The sequence below is a fragment of the Ruegeria arenilitoris genome, from assembly GCF_013032855.1.
Classification (GTDB): Bacteria; Pseudomonadota; Alphaproteobacteria; order Rhodobacterales; family Rhodobacteraceae; genus Ruegeria; species Ruegeria arenilitoris.
This window is the reverse complement of sequence record NZ_WQDA01000001.1, coordinates 763,976-789,932: the sequence shown is the minus strand read 5'-3', so window position 1 is coordinate 789,932 and position 25,957 is coordinate 763,976. Positions and strand designations below refer to the sequence as shown.

Sequence of the window (25,957 nt, the reverse complement as noted above, 5' to 3'; positions counted from 1 at the left end):
GATGTATCACTTTCGTTTTTCGGTGTTGTTGTGGACGGTTACCTGGTTACCTCGGCCTTCGCGGTCGTCATGCTCTACTTTCTCTGGCGCAGGATACATTCCCGGCGACGGCGCCGAGCGATGCGGCGGGACGCGCGAGGCGAATGGTCTGCGATCAGCGCGGACGCGCCACGCCGGGCTGCGGCTGGCAGGGCATCTCGGCCGGCGGACAGGATGCAGGAAGGGCACTGAAGTCATTCGGCGGCCTCGCGCGGTTCCAGGCGTTCTTTGGCTTCGCGGCGCAATTTGCGCACCAGTTCCAGTTCGGACTGGAAATCGACGTAGTGCGGCAGCTTGATATGCTCCAAAAAGCCGGTCGCCTGAATGTTGTCGGCATGGCTGAGGACGAATTCCTGATCCTGCGCCGGAGCGCCCAGATCGTCTTCGCCCAATTCCTCCCAGCGCAAGGCGCGATCCACCAGCGCCATCGCGATGGCTTTGCGCTCGGACTGGCCGAAGACCAGCCCATAGCCGCGTGTGAATTGCGGCGGCTCGGTTTTTGATCCCTTGAACTGGTTCACCGTTTCGCATTCGGTCAGGGCGATCTCGCCGATCTCGATCGTGAAACCCAGTTCGGGGATTTCCATCTCGACCGCAACGGTGCCGATGCGCAGCTCACCCACGAAAGCGTGGTTGCGGGCATAGCCGCGCTGGGTCGAATAGGCCATGCCCAGCACGAACCCCTCGTCCCCGCGCGTCAGTGCTTGCAGGCGCAGGGGGCGGTCCGCCGGGAACTCCATCGGTTCGCGCGTTAGGTCGCCGGGCGGTTTATCGCTGGCGGGTTCGTCCTGGATCAGGCCTTCGTCCTTCAGGAATTTGGTGATGTGCGGGGTCGGTTCATGGCGCGGCGCGGCGGTGGGGGCCTCAGGCACCGCGCCGTCGGCGGCCAGTTTGAAATCCAACAGGCGGTGCGTGTAGTCGAAGGTCGGGCCCAGAACCTGCCCGCCCGGTGCGTCCTTGAACGTGGCCGAGATCCGGCGGTCGCAGGCCATGCCGCCGGTATCGACCGGGGTCGAATTACCGAAACGCGGCAGGGTGGTACGGTAGGCGCGGATCAGGAAGATCGCCTCGATCAGATCACCCCGCGCCTGTTTGATCGCCAGTGCGGCCAGATCGGGATCGTACAGTGAGCCCTCGGCCATCACGCGGTTCACCGCAAGGCTGAGCTGTTCACGGATCTGGGCCAAGGACAATTCAGCCACGCCAGGATCGCCCCGGCGTTCCTCGGCCAGCCAGGCATGGGCGTTTTCGATCGCCTTTTCGCCCCCTTTGACGGCTACGTACATGGCCTAACCCTCGGGCTCGATGCGGATGCTGCGCGGCAGGGCCGCGACCGTATCCCCGCAGGTGAAGAAGAAATCGCACCCCAACGGATACAGGTCCGAATTGGCCTGCAGCGCCGCGGCATCGGGCACGGAAAGGCGTGCAGTGTCGCGGATGCCCGGACCTCGCAGGGTGGCGCCGGATTTTTGCAACACGTCGCACTCCACGATCAGGGTGGCGGATCGGTCCGGGTATACCGGCGTGCCGATCCGGTATTGGTCCAGCGGCACCAGATCCTGCCAGAAACCGACGGCAAAATCCGCCTGCGCGGCGGGCACGAGGGGCGCACCGGTGTGGAAGGTCAGCCATTGGCGAATGGCCGGGTTGTCGGCCCCGCGCGCCAGATAAACGCCCGTGTCCGGGTCGCACAGCGTCAGCAGCAGCGTTCCCGCGGCGACCGACAGGCCGTCGGGCGGGGTCGCGCCGACCAGCTGCCGCAACTCGCCCGGCCGCGCCATCACGGTCATGGCCGCACGAAAGGCGTGCGCCGCCTGAACCGGAGCATCGGTGAAACCGCCTAAAAAACGGGTCTGTGGGGTCATTGATCCTCTCCGCGAACCATCGTGAAAAACTCGACCTTGGTGGCCGCGGCCTTGGCGGCACGGGCCGATCTGGCCGCCTGAACCTGACGGGTCAGCGGCTCCAGGATTTTGGCACGCACCGTGTCCGCATCACCGGTCTGCATCAGCGCGTCGATCAGAGCGGCGGTTTCGGCATGGGTCTTGCCGCGCCCCTGCACATATCCGTGGCCCTCGGTTCCGTCGGCCAGGACCAGAGCGCAGCGCGTGACCGTCATCTCGCCCAGGTTGAACGGTGCGCCGATGCCGCCTGCCCGCCCCCGCACCATGACGCCGCCGATCTCGGGCGTGCGCAACCACTGGAATTCGGGGCGCGCGCCATAGCCGGACCACAAGGCCGCCAGCGCCTCGGCCGGCGCACGTGCCAGAAGGCCCAACCAGGCCTGTCGATCACCTGTCGCAATTTTTGTCTGATCCGCCATCAAAGCCTCTTGGCCAAGTTGTCTACAACTACTATACAACTAGACAAATCATAGCGGGGCAAAGGGTGACTCGCAACGAATATGCTGTGAAGTTTTGATGACATGAGCCAAACACCGATCTGGAAGACCATCGCGCTGGCGTTGACCGCCGACATTGCCGAGGGGCGCTTTGCCACAGGCGACCGCCTGCCGACCGAGGCGCAGTTGGCCGCGACCCACGGCGTGAACCGCCACACGGTGCGCCGGGCCCTGGCCGAACTGGCCCGGCAGAGGCTGGTGCATCCGCGCCGCGGGGCCGGCGTGTTCGTTTCGGCAGCAGCGACCGATTACCCGATCGGCAAGCGGGTCCGGTACCACCAGAACATCTCGGCCAGCGGCAAGATCCCAGGCAAGCAGGTGCTGTCGCTGATCACCCGCGCCGCCGACAAGACCGAGGCCGAGGCGCTGGCCCTGGCCCCCGGCGACCCGGTGCATGTCTATGACGGGTTGTCGCTGGCCGATGGCCAACCGATCGCGGTGTTCCAAAGCGTCTTTCCCGCCGCGCGCCTGCCCGACCTGCCCGAAGCGCTGGCCCAGAACGGCTCGGTCACGCGGGCGCTGCGGCACTGCGGCGTGGCGGATTATACCCGCATCTCGACCCGCCTGACCGCCCGCGCGGCTGAAGCGATTCAGGCCCGGCACCTGCACCTGATCGAGGGCGCGCCGGTTCTGCATTCGGTCGGCATCAACGCCGATCCGCAGGGGCATCCGGTTGAATACGGCAAGACCGTCTTTGCCGGTGAGCGGGTCACTCTGACGCTGGATGACGATCACGGGTGATGCCGGTCAATCCTCGTATTTCTCCAGAAACGCCTCGGCGGGCAACGCGCGGAAATCCGGCAGCGCCGCGCGCAGGCGGGCATTGTCCCAGTCCCACCAGGCCAGAGCCATCATCCGCTCGGCGACCTGCTCGGGGAACCGGCGGCGGATGGTTTGGGCGGTGACACCGCCGACGATGGTATAGGGCGGCACGTCCTTGGTCACGATCGCCCCGGAGGCGACGATTGCCCCGTGCCCGACCGTCACATCGGGCTTGATGATGGCCGCGTGGCCGATCCAGGTGTCATGCCCGATATGCGCCAGCCGCCCGGCGCGCAGCGCGAACCAATCCGCATCGTCCTCGGCATCGTCCCAATAGTCGGCCGAGCGGTAGTGGAAGTGATGCAGCGACGCTTTCCCGATCGGATGGTCGGTGGCGCCGATCCGGGTGAAACTGGCGATATTGGCGAATTTTCCGATCCGTGCATTGGCGATGTCGCAGGTCCGGTCGCAATAGGAGTAGTCCCCAAACACCGAATTCGTCACCCGCGTTCCGGCACCGATTTCGACAAAGGCGCCAAAGCTGCTGCCGATTATCTGGCAATCCGGGTGGATGAAGGGCTGGTCCGACTGCAAGCGCGCCATGGTCTGCAAGTCCTCGTATGCGGTTCAAGGCAACATCAGGGGCTTCGCCTGCGGGTCGCGCTGTTTGCGCGCCTTGGGCGGCCCGCCCTGGATCAGCCGCCTGCGCAGCCAGCCCGAGAACCAGTCCATCAGCATGACCATCAGGATGATCAGCACGATGTAATAGGCGACCTCCTCCCAGTCTTTCTGGGTGATGATCGCCTGTGTCAGCAACAGACCGATCCCGCCTCCGGTTATCGCCCCGATCACGGTCGCGCTGCGGGTGTTGGATTCCAGGAAGTACAGGAGCTGACTGAGCAGAACCGGCGTGATCTGCGGGATCACACCGAAACGATATTTCTGCGGCGCATTGGCCCCGGTAGACTGCACACCCTCGATCTGCTTCTGATCAACATTTTCCAGCGCCTCGGAGAAGATCTTGCCGAAGGTGCCGGTATCGGTGACCAGGATGGCCAGCGCCCCTGTCAGCGGCCCCGGCCCGAAGGCGCGTGCCAGAACCACCGTCCAGATCAACGCATCAACCCCGCGCACGAAGTCGAATATACGACGAGTGGCAAATCGGACCGTTCTAAACGGATTGAAATTTCGTGTCGCCAGAAATGCGAGGGGCAAAGCGATCATCCCCGCCCCCAGAGTACCCAGAAAAGCCATCAGAAGCGTTTCAAAGATCGCCCACGCAACATCCTGATGGCGCCACATTTTGTTGGTCCAGAAATCGTCAAATATTTCCGCGGCCTCACCCGATGCGGCACGCCCCATCAACTGGCTGAAAGACTGACCGTGATAGGGGCTGTCCAGTGTGAACCAGAACAGTTCCCACCCGTTGAAATACCGGAACACCTCGGCCCGGTTGCGTGTCACGGTCAACCGGCCCGCCGGCGTGGTGATCGCCAGGCGGTTCTTTGACATGTTGATCCAGTCCGGCACCTCGGCAGTCGGCAGTTCGGCCTGCACTCCGGCCGACCGGCTGGGCGTTGCGCGCACTGTTCCGTAACCCGGGATGTCGTATTCCACGGTTTGAGGTCCAAAGCGAACGATGTGGCCGTCTTGCAGGTCAATCACGGTGGTTTCGCCCAAAGCGACCCATTCCGGCGCAGTGCCATCCGGGTAAGCGCCCTTGCGCTCTCCCTCGATCGCAACGGACACCTGTCCGTTTCGATTGTCCCGCGTCACGTGAGTCTTGTAGCTGTAGCTGTCGGATACAAGCGTCTTGCCGTTTTCCCAGTTGGCCCGCTCGGCCAAGCCGGGCACGTCAAAGGCAAAGAAAACATAGACCAGGTATAGAATGACCAGCCCCGGCAACCCGAAACTCAGCGCCCGTTTGCGCCGAAAGATGTGGTCGGTTCTGGCTTTCAAGTCGTTGATCGGCAGATCAGTGGCAAAGGTGCTCATGCTGCGGCTCCTTTGGCGGAACCGTGTGTCAGGCGGTCACGCAAAACGCCGGACAGCTGATCCACGGCCACGATGGTGACGAACAGAAGCAGAAAGATGGCCGCCGCCTCGTCGTAACGCCCCTGCCCCCAGGACATGGCGTTGCGCAGTTCGTACCCCAAGCCGCCTGCCCCCACGAAACCAAGAATGGCCGAGGCGCGGATGTTGATCTCGAACCGCAGCAGCGCGTAGCTGACATAGTTTGGCCCGACTTGCGGGATCACGCCCAAATACATCCGCTGCGACCAGTTTGCACCAACCGACTGCAGCCCCTCGACCGGTTTCAGAGAGGCGTTTTCATTCACTTCGGAAAACAACTTGCCCAAGGCACCGGCAGTGTGAATGGCGATGGCAATCATCGCAGGCACAGGCCCGCCGCCAAGAACAAAGATCAGAACCAACGCGATGACAATTTCCGGAACGGCCCGGCAAATATCAGAAATCCGCCGAAAAACGGGGATCAATGACGGCCACAGCGCCATGCCGCGGGTAGACATCAGCGCCAGAAAGGTGCCGCCCAGAGTGCCCACCAGCGTGGCCGCGGCGGCGATATTCAGTGTTTCGATCAGCGCGGGGAAGAACTCGACCAAATTCGCGGGCAATTCCCCGATCTTCTCCCAGGCCTCAGTCAGAACCTCGGCAGGGTAATCGAAAATGCGGTTCCACCCATCGGCAAAACTACCGGCGTTTCGCATGTCGGCGGTCCGGAATCCGGCCGCCATAAGTGCCACGAACAGGATCAGAAGTATCCCACCGTAAACCCGTTTGCGACGGGTCATGCTGGTGTAATCCTCCCGGATCCGGTCGAGGCCGGCGGATCCCGCGGTCAGGTCGGTCATGAAAGGCTCCGATGGGGACAGTGGGGTCCGGTTTGCGGCCGGACCCCGAACAGAAGTTGCACAGGCTTAGTTCGACTTCAGCTTGCGGGCTTCAATGATGATTTCGTAGGCCTCGTGGGTGATCGGCTCGAACGCTTTGGCTTCACCTGCGGCCACGCCATAGAAGCACTCACGGTCTTTGTCGGCCAGCCCGGCCATCAGGGCCGTCATCTTCTCTTTGACATCCGCCGGCAATGCCTTGCGCAGAACCACTGGACCCTCGGGGATCGGCTTCGATTTCCAGATTTCGACCATGTCGTTCATGTCAACCAGTCCGGCATCCACGGCGCGGCGCAGCGCACCCGAATTGTAGCCGTCTTCCCAGTTGCCCAGACCGTCGGCCCAAGTCACGCCACCATCCACGTCACCGTTGTTCACGGCGACGATCGTCTGCTCGTGACCACCGGTGAACTTCACCTCACCGAAGTAGTCACCCGACTCCATCGTCGCACCCGTTGCCTGAGGGATTTCGATCGAGGGGATCAGGTAGCCCGAGGTCGAGTTCGGATCACCAAAGCCAAACACCTTGCCTTTCATGTCATCAAGCGAGGTGATGCCGCTATCCTTGCGGGCGAACCCGACCGAGTAGTAGCCATACCCACCATCCACGTTCACCTTGACCAGAACCGGTTCGACCGCCTCGGGGTCGCTCAGATAGGTCTTGGCATAGGCGGAGGCGCCCAGCCAGGCCATGTCGATCGTGCCGCCCAGCAGGCCCTGGATCACGCCGTTGTAATCGGCCGGGGCGAACAGCTTGGTTTCGACACCCAGCGCGTCCTCGGTGTACTCACGCAGACATTCGTTGTTGTTCAGCCGGTCCTGCGCGTTTTCTCCGCCCAGGATACCGATACGGAATTCGCTGATCTCCTCGGCCATGGCGGGCGCGCACAGGGCGGTGGTCGCGACCAGGGCGGCAACTAGTTTCTTCATCTGTCTCTCTCCAGGTTGATTGGCCCACCCCATTCATCGGGCCGGGCGATAAATGAGGTGGTTTGGGCTCAGATCGTGGCCTCGGCTTCCATCAGAGCCTTCCGGGTGGCATCCAGTGTTTCGATCTCGGTCGAGGTCGCGGCCTCGGAGAAGCTGGCATCAGCGCCGTAGATCTCGCGGGCGACGCCGGTGGTCAGCTGCTCGGGCAGGCCGTCGAACACGATGCGCCCGTCGCGCATGCCGACCACGCGGTCGCAATAGCGGCGCGCGGTGTCCAACGTGTGCAGATTGGCGATCACGGTACGGCCGTCCTCTTCGTGGATGCGGCGCAGGGCCTGCATCACGACCTGCGCATTCATCGGATCCAGCGAGGCGATGGGTTCATCGGCCAGGATGATCTTGGGATCCTGCATCAGGGCGCGCGCGATAGCGACACGCTGCTGCTGCCCGCCCGACAACGCCTCGGCCCGTTTAGGGGCATGTTCGGCGATGCCAAGTCGGTCAAGAATGTCGATGGCGCGATGGATGTCTTCCATCGGGAACAGATTGAACATGGTCGCCAGCGTCGAGTGCCGGTTCAGCGTTCCGTGCAACACATTCGAGACCACATCCATGCGGGGCACAAGGTTGAATTGCTGAAAGATCATCGCGCAATCGGCCTGCCACGCACGTTTTTCGCGCCCTTTCAGCGTGGTCACGTCGCGCCCGTGAAACAGGATCTGCCCGGCGCTGGCATCGGTCAGGCGGTTGATCATACGCAGCAGGGTGGACTTGCCTGCGCCCGACCGCCCGATGACCCCGATCATGCATGGCTTGTCGACGTCCAGCGTTGCGGTGTCGACGGCGGTATTGTCGCCGAAGCGCTTGGTCAGTTTTTCGATGCGCAGCACGTGCCACCCCCAATTCGTGATGGAGGTCGTCTACAGCTGGTGCTCAAAGGTGATGTGTCGATCCGGTGAAGCTTTTGTAACGGGCTGAAAGCCGATGGCCTATGCAAGGGCTGGGCAATACCGCTCGTCCCGTCTATACGCGGGCTCAACACCTGAACCATCAGATCTGTCACATGAGGCCGCCATGAGCTTTGACCGCAAGATCAAGATCGCACCGTCGATCCTGTCCGCCGATTTCGCCAATTTCGGACAGGAAATCCAAGCCATCGAGGCACAGGGCGCCGACTGGGTCCATGTTGACGTGATGGACGGGCATTTCGTACCGAACCTCACCTTCGGCCCACCGGCGGTCAAAGCGTTCCGCCCGCATGTCAAGACGGTGATGGATGTGCACCTGATGATCACGCCGGTCGACCCCTACATCCAGGCCTATGCCGATGCCGGCGCGGACTATCTGACGGCCCATGTCGAGGCTGGTCCGCACACGCACCGCACGTTGCAGGCGATCCGCGCGGCGGGCATGAAGGCAGGCGTGGCGCTGAACCCCGGCACCCCGGCCGAAGCGGTCGAACACCTGCTGGATCTGGCAGATCTGGTCTGCGTGATGACGGTGAACCCCGGCTTTGGCGGGCAGAAATTCATCGACATGACCGCAAAGGTGAGCCGCCTGCGCGAGTTGATCGGAGACCGCCCGGTGCATATCGAAATCGACGGTGGCGTCGACACCACAACCGCCCCGCTGGTCGCGGCAGCCGGCGCGGACGTTCTTGTTGCCGGTTCCGCGGTCTTCAAGGGCGGGTCGGTTGCGAACCCGGACGTCTATGGCCAGAACATCCGCGCCATTCGCGCCGCAGCCGAAGGCCACGCGGTCTGACGGCGGCTCCCGTCCTTCGTCGACGTTTTGGCAAAACGCCTCCTCCTGTTGGGCCCGGCATCGCGCGGGAGCGGTAGCGTTTTGTCGGCCCTTCCCCTAGGCCAGTTGATCCGCGAAATGTGTCAGCAGCTTGTGTTTTAGGATCTTGCCCGTGGGCGCGGCCGGCAAGGACGTAGCCAGCACGATCCGGCTGGGCCGTTTGTAGCCCGCAAGACGTCCCGCCACGAACTCCGCCAACTCTGCCTCTGACACAGCGCCGGTTTCTGCCACCTGGACAAAGGCCAGCACCTGTTCGTCGCCGCCCACCCGATGCCCGATCACCGCAGATTGGATCACCTGCGGATGGTCGTTCAGCGCCGTCTCGACTTCGGGCGGATAGACGTTGAAGCCGCCGTGAATGATCAGTTCCTTGGCGCGGCCGACGACGTGCAGATTGCCCTGCGCGTCGAGGCGGCCGAGGTCACCCGTGCGCAACCATCCCCGGACCAGAACCCGGCCCGTTTCCTCGCCGTTGCGATAGTACCCCTTCATCACATGCGGGCCGCGCGTCAGGATCTCGCCCACGCCATCTCCGCCGCCGGGTATGGTTTCGTCAATACGCAGTTCGACCCCCGGCAAGGGCGGGCCGACCGAGATATCCGGATCCCCGATCCGGTTGTGCGAGGCGCAGATCCCCGCCGTGCTTTCGGTCATGCCATAGCCATTCTGCAGCGCGACGCCATAAAACGCCTCGGCCTTGCGTTTCCACGCCGGATCCAGCGGGGCAGCCCCGGACGAGGTGTAGCGCAGGACGCCCGACGGCAACCGCTCCAACCCCTGTTCCCTGGCATATTGCATCAGCAGCGCATGCATCTGCGGCACACCCGAAAACACCGTGACGCCCGTATTCAACGCGGCAAAGGCGCGGTCCGCCGCGAATCTGGCATCCAGCTGGACGAAGGCCCCGGCGAGCGCCGATCCGGTGACGATCGAGGCCAGCCCGAAGATGTGCGAAATCGGCAGCACGCCATAGACCACGTCATCCTGCGTCAGCCCTCGGAAATTCGCCGAGGTCAGCCCGCCGAACCGCAGGTTTTCGTGAGTCAGCATCACACCCTTGGGCGTTCCGGTCGTGCCGGTGGTGAACAACATCGCCGCGACATCCGCCAGATCGGGGTCGGGCGCGCTCGGGTTCGGCGCGGCCAGGTGCATCTGCCCGAAGTCCCCGGAAACAGGCTGGCCCCCGGCCATTCGCGCATGGTCGCACGCCTCCGGCGACGCCGCCGACGTGAACAGGATCACCGCCGGGGTGATGTGATCCACGATGCGTGCCAACTCAGCCGCGGTCTGACGGGCGTTCACCGGCACCACGCAAGCGCCGATCCGGGAACAGGCAAACAGCGCGGCCACCGTCGCACAGCAATTTTCGAGCACCAGCATGACCCGATCGCACGGGCGCACCCCCGAGGCCAGCAGGATGTCTGACAGCTCGGAAATCGCGCGGTCGAGGTCAGCAAAGCTCCAATTGGCGCCGAACCCGTCGGCGAAGGCGCGGGCCTGCGGGCGGGTCCGGATCTGGGCATCCGGATAGTCGTGCCATTTGTTCATGTCCCTTCGCCCTCCCCTGCGCCGGAACCGGTTTTTCGCTCAGCGTTTCGTGGTGCGCTTGAACACTCCCGCCGCCGTCGCGATCAGGGTTCCGTCGTCGCTGTGCAACTCTCCGGTCACATAGGCCAGCGTGCGCCCGCCACCCGTTGCGCGCCCCGTGGCCGTCACGCGCCCCTGACGCACCGCCGCCACATAGCTTGTATTCAGCGACAGGGTCAGAACCAGCGGATGTTCGTCCCGGTCGAACCAGGCCGAGGCGGTGTTGCCGCAAGCCACGTCCAGCAGCATGGCGATGATGCCGCCATGCAGGATGCCCTGGCTGTTCAGATGATCCGCCCGGATGGTCAAATGGCACCGGGCCCGGCCGTCGGGCTCGGACAGATCCACCTCGAACCCGATCGCGTTCTGACAGCCCGACCGCCGGACCTTTGGGTCGTCTTCAGGCCGCGCCGAGTGCAATGAACCGCTCCAAATGATAATCCGCGTCGCCGAACCTGTGATCCGACATGACGATCCGCTTGGCAATATGCGCCAGCTCATATTCCTGCGTCATGGCGATGCCGCCATGCATCTGGATCGTTTCCTCGGCCACCAACCGGCCCACCCGCGACACCAGGTTGCGGGCCGCGGCGATCTGCCGGTCGCGATCGGGCGCTTCAAGGTGACCGGCCGCGTTGATCACCGCCGAGCGCGCCTGCTCCAGCTCGATCAGCATATCCGCGAACCGGTGCTGCAGGGCCTGAAAGGTCCCGATCGGACGGCCGAACTGCTTGCGCGTCATCAGGTATTGCCGTGTCAGTTCCACCGCGCTTTCCATCGCACCCAGCACCTCGGCGACCAGCGCGACATTGGCTGCGGCCACAACGTTCATCAGCGGCTCGAACCCCTGCCCCGCCGCGCCCAGACGCGCGGTTTCCGGCAGGCGCACATCGTCCAGAGTGACCTCGACCGCGCGGCCCCCGGCCAGCATCGGATACCCGCGCAAGCCCAGACCCGGCGTGCCAGCAGGCACCAGAAACAGCGAAATGCCGTCCAGATCGAACGGCCCGCCCGTTTCGCGCGCGGAAACGATCAACTGCCCGGCGACCTCGGCATTCACGACCACAGCCTTGCGTCCGTTCAGGATCAAGTCCGTGCCGTCGGTCCGCACGGTGGTCTCGACCCGGCTCAGGTCATACCGGCTGGCAGGCTCCCCATGCGCCAGCGCCAGATGCAGCGCGCCCGAGACCACCTGATCCAGCAGCGCCCGCTGATCGGGGCTGCCCACCTGCGCGATCAGCCGACCGCCCAGAATGCAGCTGTCCAGAACCGGCTCGACCACCCCGGCCCGGCCCAGTTCCTCGAACACGGTGGCGATGTCAAAGCCCGCCCCGCCGAACCCGCCATCCGCTTCGTCGAACAGCGCGCCCAGAACGCCCAGATCGGCCAGTTCGCGCCAGATGTCGGCGCTGAACCCCGCCGGGCTGTCCAGAATGTCGTTGCGCACCAGAGTCGTATATCTGTCGGCCAGATAGCGCCGCAGCGTGTCCTGCAGCATCTGCCGTTCTTCGGTCAGGTTGAAATCCATCTCAGCCCCCCATCTTGACCTTGGCGATGATCCCGCGCTGGATCTCGTTCGACCCGCCGAAGATCGACAGTTTCCGGTTGTTGAAATACTGGGCGGCGACCGGCGCGGCATAGTCCGGCCCGATCGGGTCGTTGTCGCCTGCCACCGCCTCGGAGGCGAAAGGCATCGCATAAGGCCCCACCGCGCGGCGGGCCAGGTCGTTGATCTCCTGCCGGATGATCGTTCCCTTGACCTTCAGCATCGAGCTTTCGACCCCCGGTGCCTGTCCGGCCGCAGCCTGGCTGATGATGCGCATGTTGGTGGTGGCCATGGCCATCAGGTCGATCTCGACCCGCGCCAGCCGAGCGGCGAAATGCGGGTTCTCGATCAGGGGGCGGCCATTCGCGGTTTCGATCCGGGCAATCCGTTTGACCATGTCCAGCCCCGCCTGGCTGAAGCCGACACCGGCAATGTTGGTGCGTTCATGCGTCAGCAGATACTTGGCATAGGTCCAGCCCTTGTTCTCTTCGCCCACCAGGTTTTCGACCGGAACACGCACATCGTCAAAGAACACCTCGTTGACCTCGGGCGTGCCGTCCAGCAGGACGATGGGGCGCACCTCGATCCCCGGCGTGTTCATGTCGATCAGCAGGAACGAGATCCCCTCCTGCGCCTTGGCCTCGGGGTCGGTGCGCACCAGGCAGAAGATCCAGTTGGCGTATTGCGCCAGCGTGGTCCAGGTCTTCTGGCCATTGACGACATAGTGGTCGCCGTCGCGCACCGCGCGGGTCTTCAGCGAGGCCAGGTCCGACCCGGCACCCGGCTCGGAATAGCCCTGGCACCACCAATGTTCACCATTGAGGATGCGCGGCAGGAAATACTCCTGCTGCGCCTTCGAGCCGAATTTCTGCAGCACCGGGCCCAGCATCGACAGGCCAAACGGCACGATACGCGGCGCATAGGCGGCGGCGCATTCCTCCTCGAATATATGGCGCTGAACCGCGTTCCACTCGGCGCCGCCAAACTCCTTCGGCCAGTTGAAATTCAACCAGTCGCGCTCGTTCAGCGTGGCGTGCCACCACTCATACCCTTCCTTGCCGATGTTCCGGCCAGCCCGGATCTTGTCCGAGATCTCCTTGGGCAGCTTTTCGGCCAGAAAGGCTCGAACCTCGTCGCGAAAGGCCTTCTCCTCGTCCGTATAATTCAAGTCCACAGCCGCCCTCCTCCTCGACGCGATCGGAACTTTGCCTGCTCGGCCCCCAGGGCCGGGCTGCGCCGGGCCGGCCCGCGATGAGCTGGCCCGGCGCCTCTTTCTTCAATATATCTCGAACAGACCGGCCGCGCCCATGCCGCCGCCGATGCACATGGTCACGACACCCAGCTTGGCCCCGCGCCGCCGCCCTTCGCGCAGCAGATGGCCGACCATCCGCGCGCCGGTCATGCCGAACGGATGCCCGATGGCGATCGATCCGCCGTTCACGTTGCATTTCTCGTCATCGATTCCCAAACGGTTTCGGCAGTACAGCGCTTGCGAGGCGAAGGCTTCGTTCAGCTCCCACAGGTCGATGTCCTCGATGCTCAGACCATGCCGTTCCAGCAGGCGTGGCACCGCAAAGACCGGGCCGATGCCCATCTCGTCGGGCTCGCACCCCGCCACGCAGAACCCCTTGAACGCACCCAAGGGCTCCAGCCCACGGCGCTCGGCCTCGGCGCTGTCCATCACGACCACGGCGGCCGCGCCGTCCGACAGCTGACTGGCATTGCCGGCGGTGATGTAGTTTACGGGGCCGCGCACCGGCTCGAGTGAGGCAAGGCCTTCCAGCGTCGTGTTCGGGCGGTTGCATTCATCCCGGTCCACGGTGACCTGCCGGTGCGAGACCTCGCCCGTCTCTTTGTCCTTGATCGCCATGGTGGTCTGCATCGGCACGATCTCGTCGTCGAACTTGCCCGCCGCCTGCGCCGCCGCGATGCGCTGCTGCGACCGCAGGCCGTAGGCGTCCTGTTCTTCGCGACTGATGCCATAGCGCTCGGCCACGATGTCGGCGGTCTCGATCATCGTCATGTAGATCGCGGGCTTGTGCTCCTGAATCCACGCCTCGGGCACCGGGCGGGTTTTCGGCTGAACCAGCGAGATGCTCTCGACCCCACCGGCCACGATTGGCCCAGCGCCGCCGTCGGTGATGGCCTGCGCCGCCAGCGCCACGGTCTGCAGCCCCGACGAGCAGAACCGGTTCACGGTCATGCCCGAAACGCTGACCGGCAGCCCGGCCCGGATGGCGATCTGGCGGGCGATATTGCTGCCGGTCTCGCCTTCGGGGAAACCGCAGCCGATGATGCAATCCTCGATCTCGGCCCCATCCAACCCCGAGCGCGCGACCGCGGCCTGAACCGCGTGGCCGCCCATCGTGGCGCCGTGGGTCATGTTGAACGAGCCCCGGAACGACTTGGCCAGCCCGGTGCGCGCGGCGGATACGATTACGGCTTGTTTCATCACTCGGCGTCCTTGTTCAGATCATCAAAGCTGCGGCCCTCGGCCACCAGTTTTTCCAGCAGCGGCGCAGGTTGCCAGAAATAGTCATCCTCGGCCGACCAGGCGCGGATGTCGTCCAGAATACCCGGAAGGCCCTGCAGGTCCGCCCATTTCAGCGGCCCGCCGCGATAGCGCGGGAACCCATAGCCATAGAGCAGCACCACATCCACGTCCAAGGGGCGGCGGGCGATGCCCTCGCCCACCACCTTGGCGGCCTCGTTGACCATCGAGACCATATATCGCCGCACGATCTCGTCATCCGTGAACGTGCGCGGGGTGATGCCCTGCGCCGCGCGGTCGGCCGCGATCAGGTCCAGAACCTCGGGGTTCGGCGTGCCGCCGCGCTTGCCTCTTTCATAGACATAGAAGCCCTTGCCGGTCTTCTGCCCGAAATGCCCGGCCTCGCAGAGTTTGTCGGCATAGCTGCTGTCGCGGGCGCGCGGGTCCAGCCCCTCGGCGCGTTTGCGTTTGCGTACCGCCCAGCCGATATCCAGCCCGGCCAGATCGGACACCGCGAACGGCCCCATGGCAAAGCCGAAATCGGTCAGCGCCTTGTCGATCTGGAACGGGCTTGCCCCGTCCAGAACCATGTGGTCGGCGCAGGTGCGATAGGTACTGAGGATCCGGTTGCCGATGAACCCGTCGCACACCCCTGCGCGCACCGAGACCTTCTTCAGCCGATGCCCCAGCGCAAAGCCGGTTGCGACCACCTCGGGCGCGGTCTTGTCGGCCACCACGATCTCAAGCAGCTTCATCACATGCGCGGGCGAGAAGAAATGCAGCCCGATCACGTCCTGCGGCCGCGTGGTGGTGGCGGCGATCTCGTTGACGTCCAGATACGAGGTGTTGGTCGCCAGAACCGCCCCGGGCTTGCAGACCGCATCCAGCTGGGCAAAGACCTGTTTCTTGACGTCCATATCCTCGAACACGGCCTCGATCACCAGGTCGACGGCGCTCAGCGCGTCATAACCTGTGGCAAGCTGCAACTGATCCGACAGGATCGCGTCGTTCTGCTGCTGGCTGATCTTGCCGCGCTTCAGGGCGCCTGCCAAGTTTCCGGCGATCCGGTCCTTGGCGGCATGGGCGGCCTCCTGCGTCATCTCTAGCAAGGTCACGGGCAGACCTGCCAACAAGGCGGCGGTGGCGATCCCCGCGCCCATCGTGCCGCCGCCGATGACCCCGATCTGATGCACCGGACGCGGCTCGACACCTTTCAGTTCGGGCAGTTTTCCCACGGCGCGTTCGGCAAAGAAGGCGTGGATCAGGCCCTTGCGCTGATCCGATTCCATCAACTGCATGAACAGTTCCCGCTCGCGCGCCATGCCCTCGGCAAAGCTGGGCGCCTCGCAGGCGGCTTGCACGGCACGCACGGCAACGGCGGGGGACAACTGGCCGCGGCCCTTCTTCAGAACAGCCTCGTAGACCGCATCGAAATCGACGGGGTCCGGCGCAGGCATCTCTCCGACCGCGCGGCGGGGCGCACCCGAGTCAAGCAGCTCCTGCGCATAGGCCAGCCCGATCTCGCGCGGGTCGCCATCCTGCACCTTGTCGATCACGCCCAGCTTCAGCGCCTCGTCGGCGCGGACATGGCGACCGGTTGTGATCATGTCCAGCGCGGCCTCCACCCCGGCCACGCGCGGCAGACGCTGGGTGCCCCCGGCACCGGGCAGGATGCCCAGATTGACCTCGGGCAGGCCGACCTTGGCCGAGGGAACCGCGATGCGGTAGTGGCTGGACAGCGCAACCTCGAGCCCGCCGCCGAGCGCCGTGCCGTGCAGCGCCGAAACCACCAGCAGGGGCGAGGCCTCGATCCGGTCGCACAGGCCGGGCAACCACGGTTCCTGCGGGGGTTTGCCGAACTCGCGGATATCGGCCCCCGCGAAATAGGTCCGGCCCTTGCCGTAGATCAGCACCGCCTTTGCGCGCTCGGCCTCGGCCCGTTCGATTCCGGCCAGCAGGCCCCGGCGCACATCCACGCCAAGCGCATTGACCGGCGGGTTGTTCGCCGCCAGCACCGCGATATCGCCAATCCGTTCGTATTCCACCGCCTCGGACATCAGACTTGGTCTCCTCTTGCCAACCCCAGCTTGTTCCGCATTGCGGAACAATATTCCGCAACAGATTGAACCCGTCCGCGCGCGGGTTCAACCCCTTATACCCGACTGCGCCGCCGGGCCGCATTTGTTGCCGGCGAGCAGGCCCCAAACAACTTGTGAACCGGATCGCGGAAAACCGTGCTAGGCTTTGCCCACCCGGCCAATGAATTCGGCCCGGAACGAAAACAGATTGCAGAACAGGGAGTTTTGAAATGTGTGACGTTTGCGTAATGAACGCGGTGAAAGACCGGATGCTGTCGCGTCGATCCTTTTTCAAGGCTGGCGCAGCGATGGCGGCAGGCACGGCGCTTGGGACGGTGGCTGCCCCACCAGCGCTTGCGGCCGGCCATGGCGAGGTGCTGGACATGACCCATGTCTACGATGCCGATTTCCCCACCTATTTCGGCCAGCCGGGGATCGAGGCGACACAGGCCTTCAACTTCAAGGAACATGGCTTCAACCTGTTCAACCTGGCCGTCAACGAACACACCGGCACGCATGTCGATGCCCCGCTGCATTTCTCGGCGGATGGGCAGTCGGTGGACGAAATCCCGGTGTCGAACCTCGTTTGCCCTCTGTGCGTGGTGGACATTGCCGCCCGCGCGGCCGAGGACCCGGATGCGCAGGTGACCCCCGACGATCTGAAGGCGTGGATCGCGGCGAATGGCGACATCCCCGATGGCGCCTGCGTCGCCATGCATTCGGGATGGGCCGCCAAGACCGCCACGCCCGAATTCCGCAACGTCGACGGGGACGGCATGATGCATTTCCCCGGCTTCCACGTCGAAGCGGCGCAGATGCTGATCGAAGGAACCGGCGCGGTTGCTCTGGCCGTCGACACGCTGTCGCTGGACCACGGGCCATCGGCCGATTTCGTGACGCACTACGCGTGGCTGCCCACCAACCGTTACGGCATCGAGAACCTGGCCAATCTCGACAAGGTGCCCGCCAGCGGAGCGACGCTGGTGGTCGGCGCGCCGGCCCATCGTGGCGGGTCGGGCGGCCCGGCGCGCATCTTTGCGATGGTCTGAGCATGGCAACGGTTCGCCTGTTGACGGACGAAGAGGTCAGCGCCGAGGCGCTGGCCGTCTTCGATGACATCCGCGCCACCCGCAACACCGATTACGTCAACAATTTCTGGCGCGCTCTGGCCCATGACCCGGCACTGCTGAAAACGACGTGGGAGCGGCTGAAGACCGTCATGGCCCCCGGCGCGCTGGACCCGCTTGTGAAAGAGATGCTGTATGTGGCGGTTTCGGTCGCCAACAATTGCGAATACTGCGTGCACTCCCATTCGGCCGCGGCCCGCTCCAAGGGCATGACCGATCAGATGCAGGCCGAACTGCTGGCGGTGATCGCGATGGCCAGCCAGACCAACGCCCTGGCCACCGCTTTGCAGGTGCCGGTGGACGACCAGTTCAAGGTCTGAGGCGGCGCCTGTCGGGCCAGACTTGCACCAGATGCACAGCGGCTATTCCCTCAAGTGTCTAGCTGCACTGCAGCATCAGGACTAAATCTCTTTGGTCACATACAGACCAGAGAGGCTCCGCTCATGGCACAGACAAGCACGCACCGCCCGGCAATCCTGAACCTGTTCTCGGCCGTCGCCGATGTGTTCAGCGGCATCTATGATGCTTTGATCCGCATGGGCGAAGCAAATGCCAAGGTCATCAAGATCAAGCAACTCAGCGAGTTGACCGACGAAGAACTGGCTGCGCGTGGCCTCAAGCGCGAAGACATCGTTCGCCTGGTGATGGCGGGCGTCTACTAAGACACGCCCGCGCCCTGCATTTCGGCCACGGCCTGCGCGGCCTTGGTATAGGTGGCTTCGCACAGGTCAAAGTCCGCCTCGGTCAGCGCCAGGGACGGATAGGTCTTGCCCGGCGACTTGAACATCCCGTTCTGCATCAGAACCGTATTGAACAGGGTTGCTCTGGCCGTGTCCGCGCAGACCACATCGCGATAATCCCGCACCTTTCCTTCCGTGAACACGATTTCGAACAGGGTCGGATCGCCGACGACGCGATGGGCGACCCCCTGCTTGTTCAGCGCGGCCGAGGCCATGTCCATCAGACGCTGACCATTGGCGCGCAGCCGGTCGTACTGACCGGGACGGTGCAGCACCTCCATCGTCTTGAGCCCGGCCACCGCGGCCACCGGATTGCCCGACAGAGTCCCCAACTGCATCAGCCATTTCTCCGCCCCAACGGCGGATTTGTCAAAATAGGCCATGATCTCGGCCCGCCCGGCGATTGCGGCGAGCGGAAAACCGCCGCCGATGATCTTGCCCAGCGTGGCGATGTCCGGGGTCACGCCATACAGCTCCTGCGCGCCGCCATAGGCGAAACGAAACCCGGTCACCACCTCGTCGAAGATCAGCACGATGCCGTACTTGTCGGCCTCGTCCCGCAGAAGCTGCAAGAAGCCGGGTTCGGGCGGGATGATGCGTTGCAAGGGCTCGACGATGATGCCCGCGACCTGGTTGCCGTGCTCGGCCAGCAGCGAGCGGATGTAGTCCGGGTCGTTGAACGGCGCGATCAGCATTTCGGCCTGAACGCTGGCCGGTATGCCCGCGCTGTCGGGAACCGCCTGCGGGAAATTCACCATCCGTGACGGGGCCAGGCTCATCTGCGCCTCGGCGCTCATGCCGTGATAACCGCCTTCGAACTTCACGATCTTGTCGCGGCCGGTAAAGGCGCGGGCCAGCCGGATCGCGTACATGTCAGCCTCACCGCCGGACGAGACATAGCGGATCTGATCGGCGCAGGGCACGGCGGCGCAGATTTCCTCGGCCAGTTCGACTGCGCGCGCGTTGTTGGCGAAGAACGTCATGCCATTGGGCAACTGTTCGGCGACGGCCTCCAACAACTCGGGGTGGCCGTGGCCCAGCAGCATCGGCCCCGAGCCGATCAGCAGGTCGACATATTCTTTGCCGTCTTCGTCCCAGACGCGGCTGCCCCGGCCCTCGCGGATGAAGACCGACGGGTCGAAATTGCCGAAGCCACCGCCGGGCAGCACCGCGCGGGCGCGTTGACCCCAATCGGATTGGCTGAGATGTCGCGGCATGGTCGCCTCCCTAATCGAGTATCACGTCCGGCGCGCCCAGGAATTCGCGGTCGGGCGCAACGCCCAGACCGATCCCGTCGGGCGGCGCGATCCGGCCGCCCTTGCGGGTCGGGCCATCGGGCGCCAGCCGCGGCGCGACATAGCCCGACAGGTCGCACACGTTCATCAGGCGCGCCGGTTCAGTTGCTGCGCCCAGATGCAACAGGGCGGCGGTGGTGATGTCAGACCCCCAGGTGTCTTCGACGCACATCTTCGCCCCCAGATGCAGGCACAGATCACGCGCGCGGCGCGCCGCCGACAGCCCGCCGAATTTCGACAGCTTCACCGCGACCGCATCCATGCAGCCCAGCGCATGCGCAGCCATCAGGCTTGCGGTGTCGTGTGCGCATTCGTCCAGCTTCATCGGCAGGCCGGTGGCGACGCGCACGCGGGCGCAATCCTCGATCGTGGCACAGGGTTGTTCCAGCATCACATCCAGATCCGCGACCGCCCGCCCCACCCTGCTGGCATCCAACGACGTGGCGCCGCAGTTCCAATCGCCATAGACCAGCGGGCCGTCGCCCACCGCCTCGCGCACCAGACGCAGGCGTTCGACATCGGCCTGCCAATCGGCATCCGCGCCCAGCTTGACCTGGAACTGGGTGATGCCCTGCGCCTGCGCCTCGCGGGCGATGCGGGCCATCTCGGCCGGGGCGATACAGGTGATCGAGTGATAGAGCGGCATCGTCTGCGCCTGCCGCCCCCCCAGAAGCGCGTGCAGGGGCAGCCCTGCCACCTGCCCCGTCAGATCCCACAGCGCGATGTCGATCGCCGATTTGGCATAGACATGCCCCGGCAGGTGCCGGTCCAGCCGCGCCATCAACGCCTCGGGTCCGATCGGGTCGGCGCCCAGCAGAACCGCGGCCATGTCCTGCACCGCCGGGGCCACACCGCGCGCATAGGCGGGCAGGTAATGCGGAATCGGGCAGACCTCGCTCCAGCCGGTCAGATCGTCATCGGTGTCCAGCGCCAGAACCACCGTTTCAACCGTGTCGCAGGCCTTGCCGTCAGCCATGTAATAGGCCTGATGGCTGGTCAGCGGCACATGCCAGAGCGAGATGCGGGTGATGCGGGTCATTGGTACACGGCCTTTGGTTCCCCCAGTGCATCTTCATCCGGGGCTACCCCGAGGCCGGGGGCCTCGGGCAATTCGAGATGACCCTGACGGTTGTGCGGGCCGCGCCCGCCCGCGACGTCCAGCGTCAGCATGTCCTGACAGGCCCAGACGCCCAAACGGTTGTGATCCGGGATGGTGGCGGCCAGATGCAGCGCCTCGGTATCGGCCAGAACCGAGCCGCCGGTGGCCATCACATACATGTCGATGCCATGCGCCAGCGCGATGTCCCGCATCCGCGCGGCCTTGGTCAGACCGCCGACACGGTTGAGCTTGATCCCGAAGACCTCGGCCAGCCCGTCGCGGGCAATGCGCGCGGCGTCCTGCAGGGTGACCAGGCTTTCATCCACGCTGACCGGGGCGGAATGCAGGGCCCGGATGCCGGCAATGTCGTCCAGCGTCTCGCCGGGTTGTTCGAACATCACACCCAGATCCTCGGTGGCCTTCATCACCCGCAGCGCCTGTTGCCGCGTCCAGGCGCGGTTGACGTCATAGAGGATGCGTTCTCCCGCCGGGCGGTGCGCCTCGACATCGCGGATGCGTTCTATGTCACGCTCCACGTCGCCACCCACTTTGACCGAATGCACCCAATAGCCGCGGCCGCGATAGCGATCCATCACCGCGCGGGTTTCGTCGACGGTCTTGGCCCCGACCGAGGAGGCGATCGGCGCGGGGCTGCGCGACCCGCCGCCCATCAGATCGGCAATCGGCAGCCCAGCCGCCTGTCCGGCAATGTCCCAGCAGGCCATGTCGATCGGCGATTTGGCGTAAAGATGCCCGGGCAGCGCGTGGTCCATCGCCCGCTCGACCTCCAGGACCCGGCGCGGGTCCAGCCCGAGGACGAAGGGCGCCATGGTCTCGATCCCCGCCCGGATGCCCGGCCCATGGGCGGGCACATAGGTGTGGCCCCATGGCGTGCCCTCGCCCCAGCCGGTAAGGCCGGCGTCGGTTTCGATCTTGACGAAGGTGGCATCCAGCACCTCGAATTTCAGACGTCCGCCGGACAGCCAATAGGGATGTTCAAGCGGCAGATCGACGTGAAAGACCGAGATGCGGGTGATCTTCATGCGGCGTCCATCCTGGGCAGGTCGTTCAACCCCTCGCCCCGCCACAGCACGAACGTGAGGATCGGCTGATCCCCCGTGGACATGGCGTGACTTTGCCAACTGGCATGCAACCGCGTGCCCTCAGCGCCAACAAAGGCCCGATCCCCGTCAACCTTGAAGACCGCACCGCCCGCCAGCGTCAGGTAAAGCTCCTCGGCCTGGTGGCTGTGCCAGTCATAGTCCAGCCCGGCGCCCCAATAGGCGACATAGCCCCGCAACTGGGTCGAATGGAAATGCCCGGTTGGCCCGAACAGTTCGAAATACCCATACCGATTGCGGAAATCCGCACCGACCTCTGCCTCGGTATAGGTTCGTTTCCAGTGGGCAAGATGCGCCGCCGACCGGATCGCCTGAACCAACCCCGTTGTCCGGGGTGATCCGGGTTGATCCAGCGCCTGCACCAGTGTCGTGGCGGGGATCGCCCGCGGTTGCAAACCGGTTGCGGTCAGGTCGGTGGGCCAGGTGCCGAATTCCGACAGCGCCGGCATGCTCTGATGCAGGTGCCGCGCGGCTTCGAGAACGTTTTCCAGGGTCATGGGATCACCACGATATTGCCGGTATGATGCTTGTCGATGAAGGCCTGCTGGGCCTCTCGCAGCTCAGTCAACGGGTAAGTGGCGGCCAAAGCTGGCTTGATTTGCCCATTTTCTATGTATTTCACGACATCAAAGAAGTTCTGCGGCGTGTTCACGGTCGACCCGGTGAAGGTCAGATCGCGCAGATAGAAGGTGCGCAGGTCGAACTGCACGATCGGACCGGCAATCGCGCCCGAACAGGTATAGCGCCCGCCACGCTCCAGCATGTCGATCAGTTTGGGCCACATCTCTCCGCCCACGACGTCGGCGACGACGGTGATCCGTTCGCCTTTCAACTCGGCCCGCAGGTTCCTGGGGTTGCGCGGCAGAATGCGATCCGGGCCCAGTTTGGCGACCTCGGGGTGCTTGGCCGCGCTGGCCATGGCGATCACACGGGCGCCGCGCAGCTTGGACAACTGGATCAGCGCCCCGCCCACACCGCCCGAGGCGCCGGGGATCAGAACCGTGTCACCCTCGCCGACCTGCGCCCTGTCCAACATGCCCTCGGCCGTCACGTACGAGCAGCTGAAGGTCGCCAGTTCGGCATCGCTCAGGTCGGAGTCGACCGGCGCCACGCCGCGGATGTCGGCCTTGGTGTATTCGGCAAAGCCGCCGTCACATTCCGAGCCGAAATATCCCGCCTTGTCGCGGTTCATCGGCTCGGACCAGTCGCGCAGCCAGCCCGCCACGATCACCCGCCGGCCGATGATCGCGGGATCGGCCCCCTCTCCCACGGCCACGACCGTGCCGACCGCGTCCGCGCCCTGAATACGCGGGAAGGTCAGGGGCGCGCCGCCCCAGGTGCTGTCGTCGTCATCCAACTCGGAATAGGCGCCGCCGGTGGTGGCCTCGTCCACCGCCTTGGAATACCAGCCGGTGCGGGTGTTCACATCCGTGTTGTTCAGCCCGCAGGCGCCCACCTTGATCAACACCTCCATCGGGCCGGGTGTGGGGGTGGGCCAGTCCTCGTGCCATTCGTATTTGTCCAGATCGCCATGCCCGGTCAGGACGATGGCCTTCATCGTCTTCGGGATCATTCCGCAGCCTCCATCCCGGTATCGGTTCGAGGCAGAACACTGTGCGGGTCATAGGCGGGCGCGCCCAGGATCCGCGCGCGACGCGGCACGCCCGCAATCACCACCTGCACTTCGGTTCCCGGCACATTGGCCTGCGGTTTGACATAGGCAAAGGCAAGGATCTTGCCGACCGTGTGCCCGTAGGCCACCGAAGCGGTGGAGCCCACGACCTGGCCATCCAGCAGGACCGCCTCGCCGCCATGCCCATCGTTCTGGCCATCCGGTTCGATCTCGAGATAGGCGCAGACCCAGCGCAGATCGGGGTTCAGGGCGCGGTCCTTGCCCAAGTATTCCTTGTCGGTGCGGGCAAAACGCAGCACGTCGGCCTCGGCCAGGGTGACCTCGTTGGTCAACTCGCCCGCGCCCTTGAAGGCCTTCTCCATCCGCAGCGCGTTCATCGCGAACGACCCGTAATCGGCGATGCCATGCGGCGCGCCCGCGGCCCAGAGCGTATCGTAGACGGCCAAGGCGCAGTCACGCGGCATGTGCAGTTCCCATCCCAATTCACCGGCATAGGACATGCGGAAAGCCCAGAGTCGGTGACCCGCCACGTCGATTTCCTGCGCGGTCAACCATTTGAAACCGGCATTGCTCAGGTCGGCATCCGTGCAGGCGGCCAAAACCTCGCGCGCCCGGGGGCCATTGAGGCTGAGCGCGGCCCAGTCGTCGGATCGCAGGATGATTTCGACGTTTTCTTCGTCGCGATGCTGGGTCAGGTGGTCCAGCAGGCGCTGCTCGAAGAAGGCGGCACAGACGAGGTAGTACCGGTCCTCGGCCAGTTTCACGACCGTGGTCTCCAGCTCGATCCGACCACGGCGGTTCAGCATGTGGGTCAGCGCGATGCTGCCCACCTTTTGCGGCAGGCGGTTGGCAACCAGCCGGTCCAGCAGGGCCCGGGCATCCGGGCCGCTGATTCCGACCTTGGTGAAGGCCGAGATATCCATGATGCCGACCGCCTCGCGCACGGCCCTGCATTCGGTGGCCACCATGTCATGCACCACATTGCGGCGGAAGGAATAATGGTCGCGCTGTTCAACGCCGTCCTTTGCGAACCAGCGGGGGCGTTCATGGCCATAAACCTCTTCGAACACGGCCCCCTTTGCTTTCAGCCGGCCATACAGGGGGGACGGCTTGACCGGCCGCCCGGCAAGACGGTTGAAATGCGGAAACGGAATTTCGTGGCGCAGCTTGTAATCCTCATGCGCCTTGGTGACCTGCCAGTCTTTGGTGGCATAGGCCCCGAACCGGCGCGGATCATAGTCGCGCATCGAAATGTCGGCCGCCCCATGCACCATCCACCGCGCCAGTTCGCGCGTCAGGCCCGGGCCCCAGCCGATGCCGATCTGAGTGCCGCAGCAGCACCAATAGTTTCGCACCCCCGGCGCCGGGCCGATCAGCGGATTGCCGTCGGGCGGGTGCGAGATCGCCCCGTGAACCTCGCGCTGGATGCCCAGATCGGCGAAAATCGGCATCCGGTTCAGGCTTTCTTCCAGCCACGGCATGACCCGGTCGTAATCGGCGTCGAACAACCAGTTTTCATAATCCCACGGGCAATGGTCATGCCAGACCGAGTTCGAATTCTCCTTTTCGTAGATCCCGATCAGCCCGCGCTTCTGCTCCATGCGGATATAGCCCGAGACCTTGCGGTCATCGCGGATCACAGGCAACTCGTGATCGAGGTCCTGGAACTGTGGCACCGGTTCGGTCACGAAATAGTGGTGGGTCATCGAGGTCATCGGCAGTTGTAGGCCAGACCATTCGCCCATCTGCCGCGCATAGGTGCCGCCCGCATTTACCACGTGTTCGCAGCGGATCGTGCCCCGTTCGGTCTCGACCACCCATTCGCCATTGGCCGCCTGGGTGATGTTGGTGGCCCGGCAGCGGCGGATGATCCGCGCGCCCAGCTGACGCGCCCCCGCCGCCATGGCCATGGTCACGTTCGTCGGGTCCACATGCCCGTCATCCGGCGTGTGCAGCGCGACCAGAACCCCGTCGAGGTTGTAGAACGGGTGCAGTTCGGCCACGCGGTCGGGGCCGACCAGTTCAATGTTGAAGCCCAGCGACCGGCCCACCGACAGGGTGTGGCGCAGCCAGTCCATCTCGCCCTCGGTATAGGCCAGCCGGAACGAGCCGCATCCGTGCCATGTCACCGCCTGCCCGGTCTCGGCCTCGAGCGCACCGGAATAGAGCCCGATGTTGTAGTCCACGCATTTGCCCAGACCAAAGGAACTGGTCGAATGGGTGATCTGCCCGGCTGCGTGCCAGGTGCTGCCACTGGTCAGCTCGGCCTTTTCCAGCAGAACGACATCCGTCCAGCCCTCATGCGCCAGGTGATAGGCCAGACCGACGCCCATGACACCTCCGCCCACGATCACCACGCGGGCCTGTGACGGCAGTTCCTTCCCGGGCATGAT

At 64.6% G+C, this 25,957-nt stretch carries 25 protein-coding genes; 5 read left to right on the top strand and 20 right to left on the bottom strand.

The features are described from left to right. Positions 1–233 precede the first annotated feature (233 nt). Genes GOW72_RS03795 through phnG form a run of 3 tightly spaced genes read right to left on the bottom strand, consistent with a single transcriptional unit; the run spans position 234 to position 2,362 of the window. The gene (locus GOW72_RS03795) at positions 234–1,325 is read right to left on the bottom strand and encodes a carbon-phosphorus lyase complex subunit (RefSeq protein WP_170365276.1); all 1,092 of its coding nucleotides are present in this window, start codon (positions 1,323–1,325) and stop codon (positions 234–236) included. A gap of 3 nt (positions 1,326–1,328) precedes the next feature. Beyond that, positions 1,329–1,904 (bottom strand): phosphonate C-P lyase system protein PhnH, encoded by a 576-nt coding sequence (gene phnH, locus GOW72_RS03790; protein WP_170365274.1) that lies wholly within the window; start codon positions 1,902–1,904, stop codon positions 1,329–1,331. Continuing rightward, positions 1,901–2,362 carry a phosphonate C-P lyase system protein PhnG gene (gene phnG / locus GOW72_RS03785; RefSeq protein WP_170365271.1) on the bottom strand — a complete coding sequence of 154 codons (462 nt, stop codon included), beginning with the start codon at positions 2,360–2,362 and terminating at the stop codon, positions 1,901–1,903. The genes phnH and phnG overlap by 4 nt, the downstream gene beginning before the upstream one ends. Before the next feature lie 102 nt (positions 2,363–2,464). Between phnG and phnF the strand changes: the two genes are divergently transcribed. After that, positions 2,465–3,181 carry a phosphonate metabolism transcriptional regulator PhnF gene (gene phnF, locus GOW72_RS03780; RefSeq protein ID WP_170365269.1) on the top strand — a complete coding sequence of 239 codons (717 nt, stop codon included), beginning with the start codon at positions 2,465–2,467 and terminating at the stop codon, positions 3,179–3,181. A gap of 6 nt (positions 3,182–3,187) precedes the next feature. Here the strand turns inward: phnF and GOW72_RS03775 are convergent, their stop codons facing one another. From GOW72_RS03775 to phnC, 5 genes are all read right to left on the bottom strand, one after another. Further along, on the bottom strand, positions 3,188–3,805 hold the full coding sequence (locus tag GOW72_RS03775) for an LbetaH domain-containing protein (protein WP_170365266.1): 618 nt from the start codon (positions 3,803–3,805) through the stop codon (positions 3,188–3,190). Between the two features lie 24 nt (positions 3,806–3,829). Further along, a complete protein-coding gene (phnE, locus tag GOW72_RS03770) occupies positions 3,830–5,197 on the bottom strand; it encodes a phosphonate ABC transporter, permease protein PhnE (RefSeq protein WP_170365263.1) in 1,368 nt (455 codons plus the stop codon). After that, a complete protein-coding gene (gene phnE, locus GOW72_RS03765) occupies positions 5,194–6,075 on the bottom strand; it encodes a phosphonate ABC transporter, permease protein PhnE (RefSeq protein WP_170357037.1) in 882 nt (293 codons plus the stop codon). The genes phnE (GOW72_RS03770) and phnE (GOW72_RS03765) overlap by 4 nt, the downstream gene beginning before the upstream one ends. 66 nt (positions 6,076–6,141) lie before the next feature. Then, entirely contained in the window at positions 6,142–7,044 is a 903-nt protein-coding gene (gene phnD / locus GOW72_RS03760) for a phosphonate ABC transporter substrate-binding protein (protein ID WP_170365260.1), read from the bottom strand. A gap of 68 nt (positions 7,045–7,112) precedes the next feature. Continuing rightward, on the bottom strand, positions 7,113–7,934 hold the full coding sequence (gene phnC / locus GOW72_RS03755; RefSeq protein ID WP_170357035.1) for a phosphonate ABC transporter ATP-binding protein: 822 nt from the start codon (positions 7,932–7,934) through the stop codon (positions 7,113–7,115). Positions 7,935–8,118: 184 nt separating this feature from the next. Between phnC and rpe the strand changes: the two genes are divergently transcribed. Next, complete coding sequence (gene rpe, locus GOW72_RS03750; RefSeq protein ID WP_170365258.1) at positions 8,119–8,808, top strand: ribulose-phosphate 3-epimerase; 690 nt, start codon at positions 8,119–8,121, stop codon at positions 8,806–8,808. A gap of 96 nt (positions 8,809–8,904) precedes the next feature. Here the strand turns inward: rpe and GOW72_RS03745 are convergent, their stop codons facing one another. From GOW72_RS03745 to GOW72_RS03720, 6 genes are all read right to left on the bottom strand, one after another. Next, on the bottom strand, positions 8,905–10,395 hold the full coding sequence (locus GOW72_RS03745; RefSeq protein ID WP_170365256.1) for a class I adenylate-forming enzyme family protein: 1,491 nt from the start codon (positions 10,393–10,395) through the stop codon (positions 8,905–8,907). 39 nt (positions 10,396–10,434) lie between these two features. Then, positions 10,435–10,854: a PaaI family thioesterase gene (locus GOW72_RS03740; RefSeq protein ID WP_170365254.1), complete on the bottom strand. Its 420-nt coding sequence runs from the start codon at positions 10,852–10,854 to the stop codon at positions 10,435–10,437. After that, positions 10,835–11,962 carry an acyl-CoA dehydrogenase family protein gene (locus tag GOW72_RS03735; protein WP_170365251.1) on the bottom strand — a complete coding sequence of 376 codons (1,128 nt, stop codon included), beginning with the start codon at positions 11,960–11,962 and terminating at the stop codon, positions 10,835–10,837. Before GOW72_RS03735 ends, GOW72_RS03740 begins: the two co-directional genes overlap by 20 nt. Position 11,963: 1 nt before the next feature. Next, positions 11,964–13,154, bottom strand: a complete 1,191-nt coding sequence (locus GOW72_RS03730) for an acyl-CoA dehydrogenase family protein (RefSeq protein WP_170365249.1) — start codon at positions 13,152–13,154, stop codon at positions 11,964–11,966. A 102-nt stretch (positions 13,155–13,256) separates the two neighbouring features. Then, positions 13,257–14,432 (bottom strand): acetyl-CoA C-acyltransferase, encoded by a 1,176-nt coding sequence (locus tag GOW72_RS03725; protein ID WP_170365246.1) that lies wholly within the window; start codon positions 14,430–14,432, stop codon positions 13,257–13,259. Beyond that, the gene (locus GOW72_RS03720) at positions 14,432–16,528 is read right to left on the bottom strand and encodes a 3-hydroxyacyl-CoA dehydrogenase NAD-binding domain-containing protein (RefSeq protein ID WP_170365244.1); all 2,097 of its coding nucleotides are present in this window, start codon (positions 16,526–16,528) and stop codon (positions 14,432–14,434) included. The genes GOW72_RS03725 and GOW72_RS03720 overlap by 1 nt, the downstream gene beginning before the upstream one ends. A gap of 251 nt (positions 16,529–16,779) precedes the next feature. Between GOW72_RS03720 and GOW72_RS03715 the strand changes: the two genes are divergently transcribed. From GOW72_RS03715 to GOW72_RS03705, 3 genes are all read left to right on the top strand, one after another. Beyond that, positions 16,780–17,598 (top strand): cyclase family protein, encoded by an 819-nt coding sequence (locus GOW72_RS03715; protein ID WP_170365241.1) that lies wholly within the window; start codon positions 16,780–16,782, stop codon positions 17,596–17,598. A gap of 2 nt (positions 17,599–17,600) precedes the next feature. Next, a complete protein-coding gene (locus tag GOW72_RS03710) occupies positions 17,601–17,996 on the top strand; it encodes a carboxymuconolactone decarboxylase family protein (protein WP_170357026.1) in 396 nt (131 codons plus the stop codon). A 123-nt stretch (positions 17,997–18,119) separates the two neighbouring features. Next, positions 18,120–18,338 (top strand): hypothetical protein, encoded by a 219-nt coding sequence (locus tag GOW72_RS03705; RefSeq protein ID WP_093964526.1) that lies wholly within the window; start codon positions 18,120–18,122, stop codon positions 18,336–18,338. Here GOW72_RS03705 and GOW72_RS03700 read toward each other — a convergent pair. Genes GOW72_RS03700 through GOW72_RS03675 form a run of 6 tightly spaced genes read right to left on the bottom strand, consistent with a single transcriptional unit; the run spans position 18,335 to position 25,954 of the window. Further along, positions 18,335–19,633 (bottom strand): aspartate aminotransferase family protein, encoded by a 1,299-nt coding sequence (locus GOW72_RS03700; RefSeq protein WP_170365239.1) that lies wholly within the window; start codon positions 19,631–19,633, stop codon positions 18,335–18,337. The two genes, GOW72_RS03705 and GOW72_RS03700, sit on opposite strands and share 4 nt — an antisense overlap. Positions 19,634–19,643: 10 nt before the next feature. After that, on the bottom strand, positions 19,644–20,750 hold the full coding sequence (locus GOW72_RS03695) for a mandelate racemase/muconate lactonizing enzyme family protein (protein ID WP_170365237.1): 1,107 nt from the start codon (positions 20,748–20,750) through the stop codon (positions 19,644–19,646). Further along, a complete protein-coding gene (locus GOW72_RS03690; protein ID WP_170365234.1) occupies positions 20,747–21,853 on the bottom strand; it encodes a mandelate racemase/muconate lactonizing enzyme family protein in 1,107 nt (368 codons plus the stop codon). The genes GOW72_RS03695 and GOW72_RS03690 overlap by 4 nt, the downstream gene beginning before the upstream one ends. Then, positions 21,850–22,428, bottom strand: coding sequence for a dimethylsulfonioproprionate lyase family protein (locus GOW72_RS03685; protein WP_170365233.1), 579 nt, complete (start codon positions 22,426–22,428; stop codon positions 21,850–21,852). Before GOW72_RS03685 ends, GOW72_RS03690 begins: the two co-directional genes overlap by 4 nt. Then, the gene (locus GOW72_RS03680) at positions 22,425–23,504 is read right to left on the bottom strand and encodes an alcohol dehydrogenase family protein (protein ID WP_217358085.1); all 1,080 of its coding nucleotides are present in this window, start codon (positions 23,502–23,504) and stop codon (positions 22,425–22,427) included. Before GOW72_RS03680 ends, GOW72_RS03685 begins: the two co-directional genes overlap by 4 nt. After that, positions 23,501–25,954, bottom strand: a complete 2,454-nt coding sequence (locus GOW72_RS03675) for an FAD-dependent oxidoreductase (RefSeq protein ID WP_170365231.1) — start codon at positions 25,952–25,954, stop codon at positions 23,501–23,503. Before GOW72_RS03675 ends, GOW72_RS03680 begins: the two co-directional genes overlap by 4 nt. Positions 25,955–25,957: the final 3 nt, after the last annotated feature.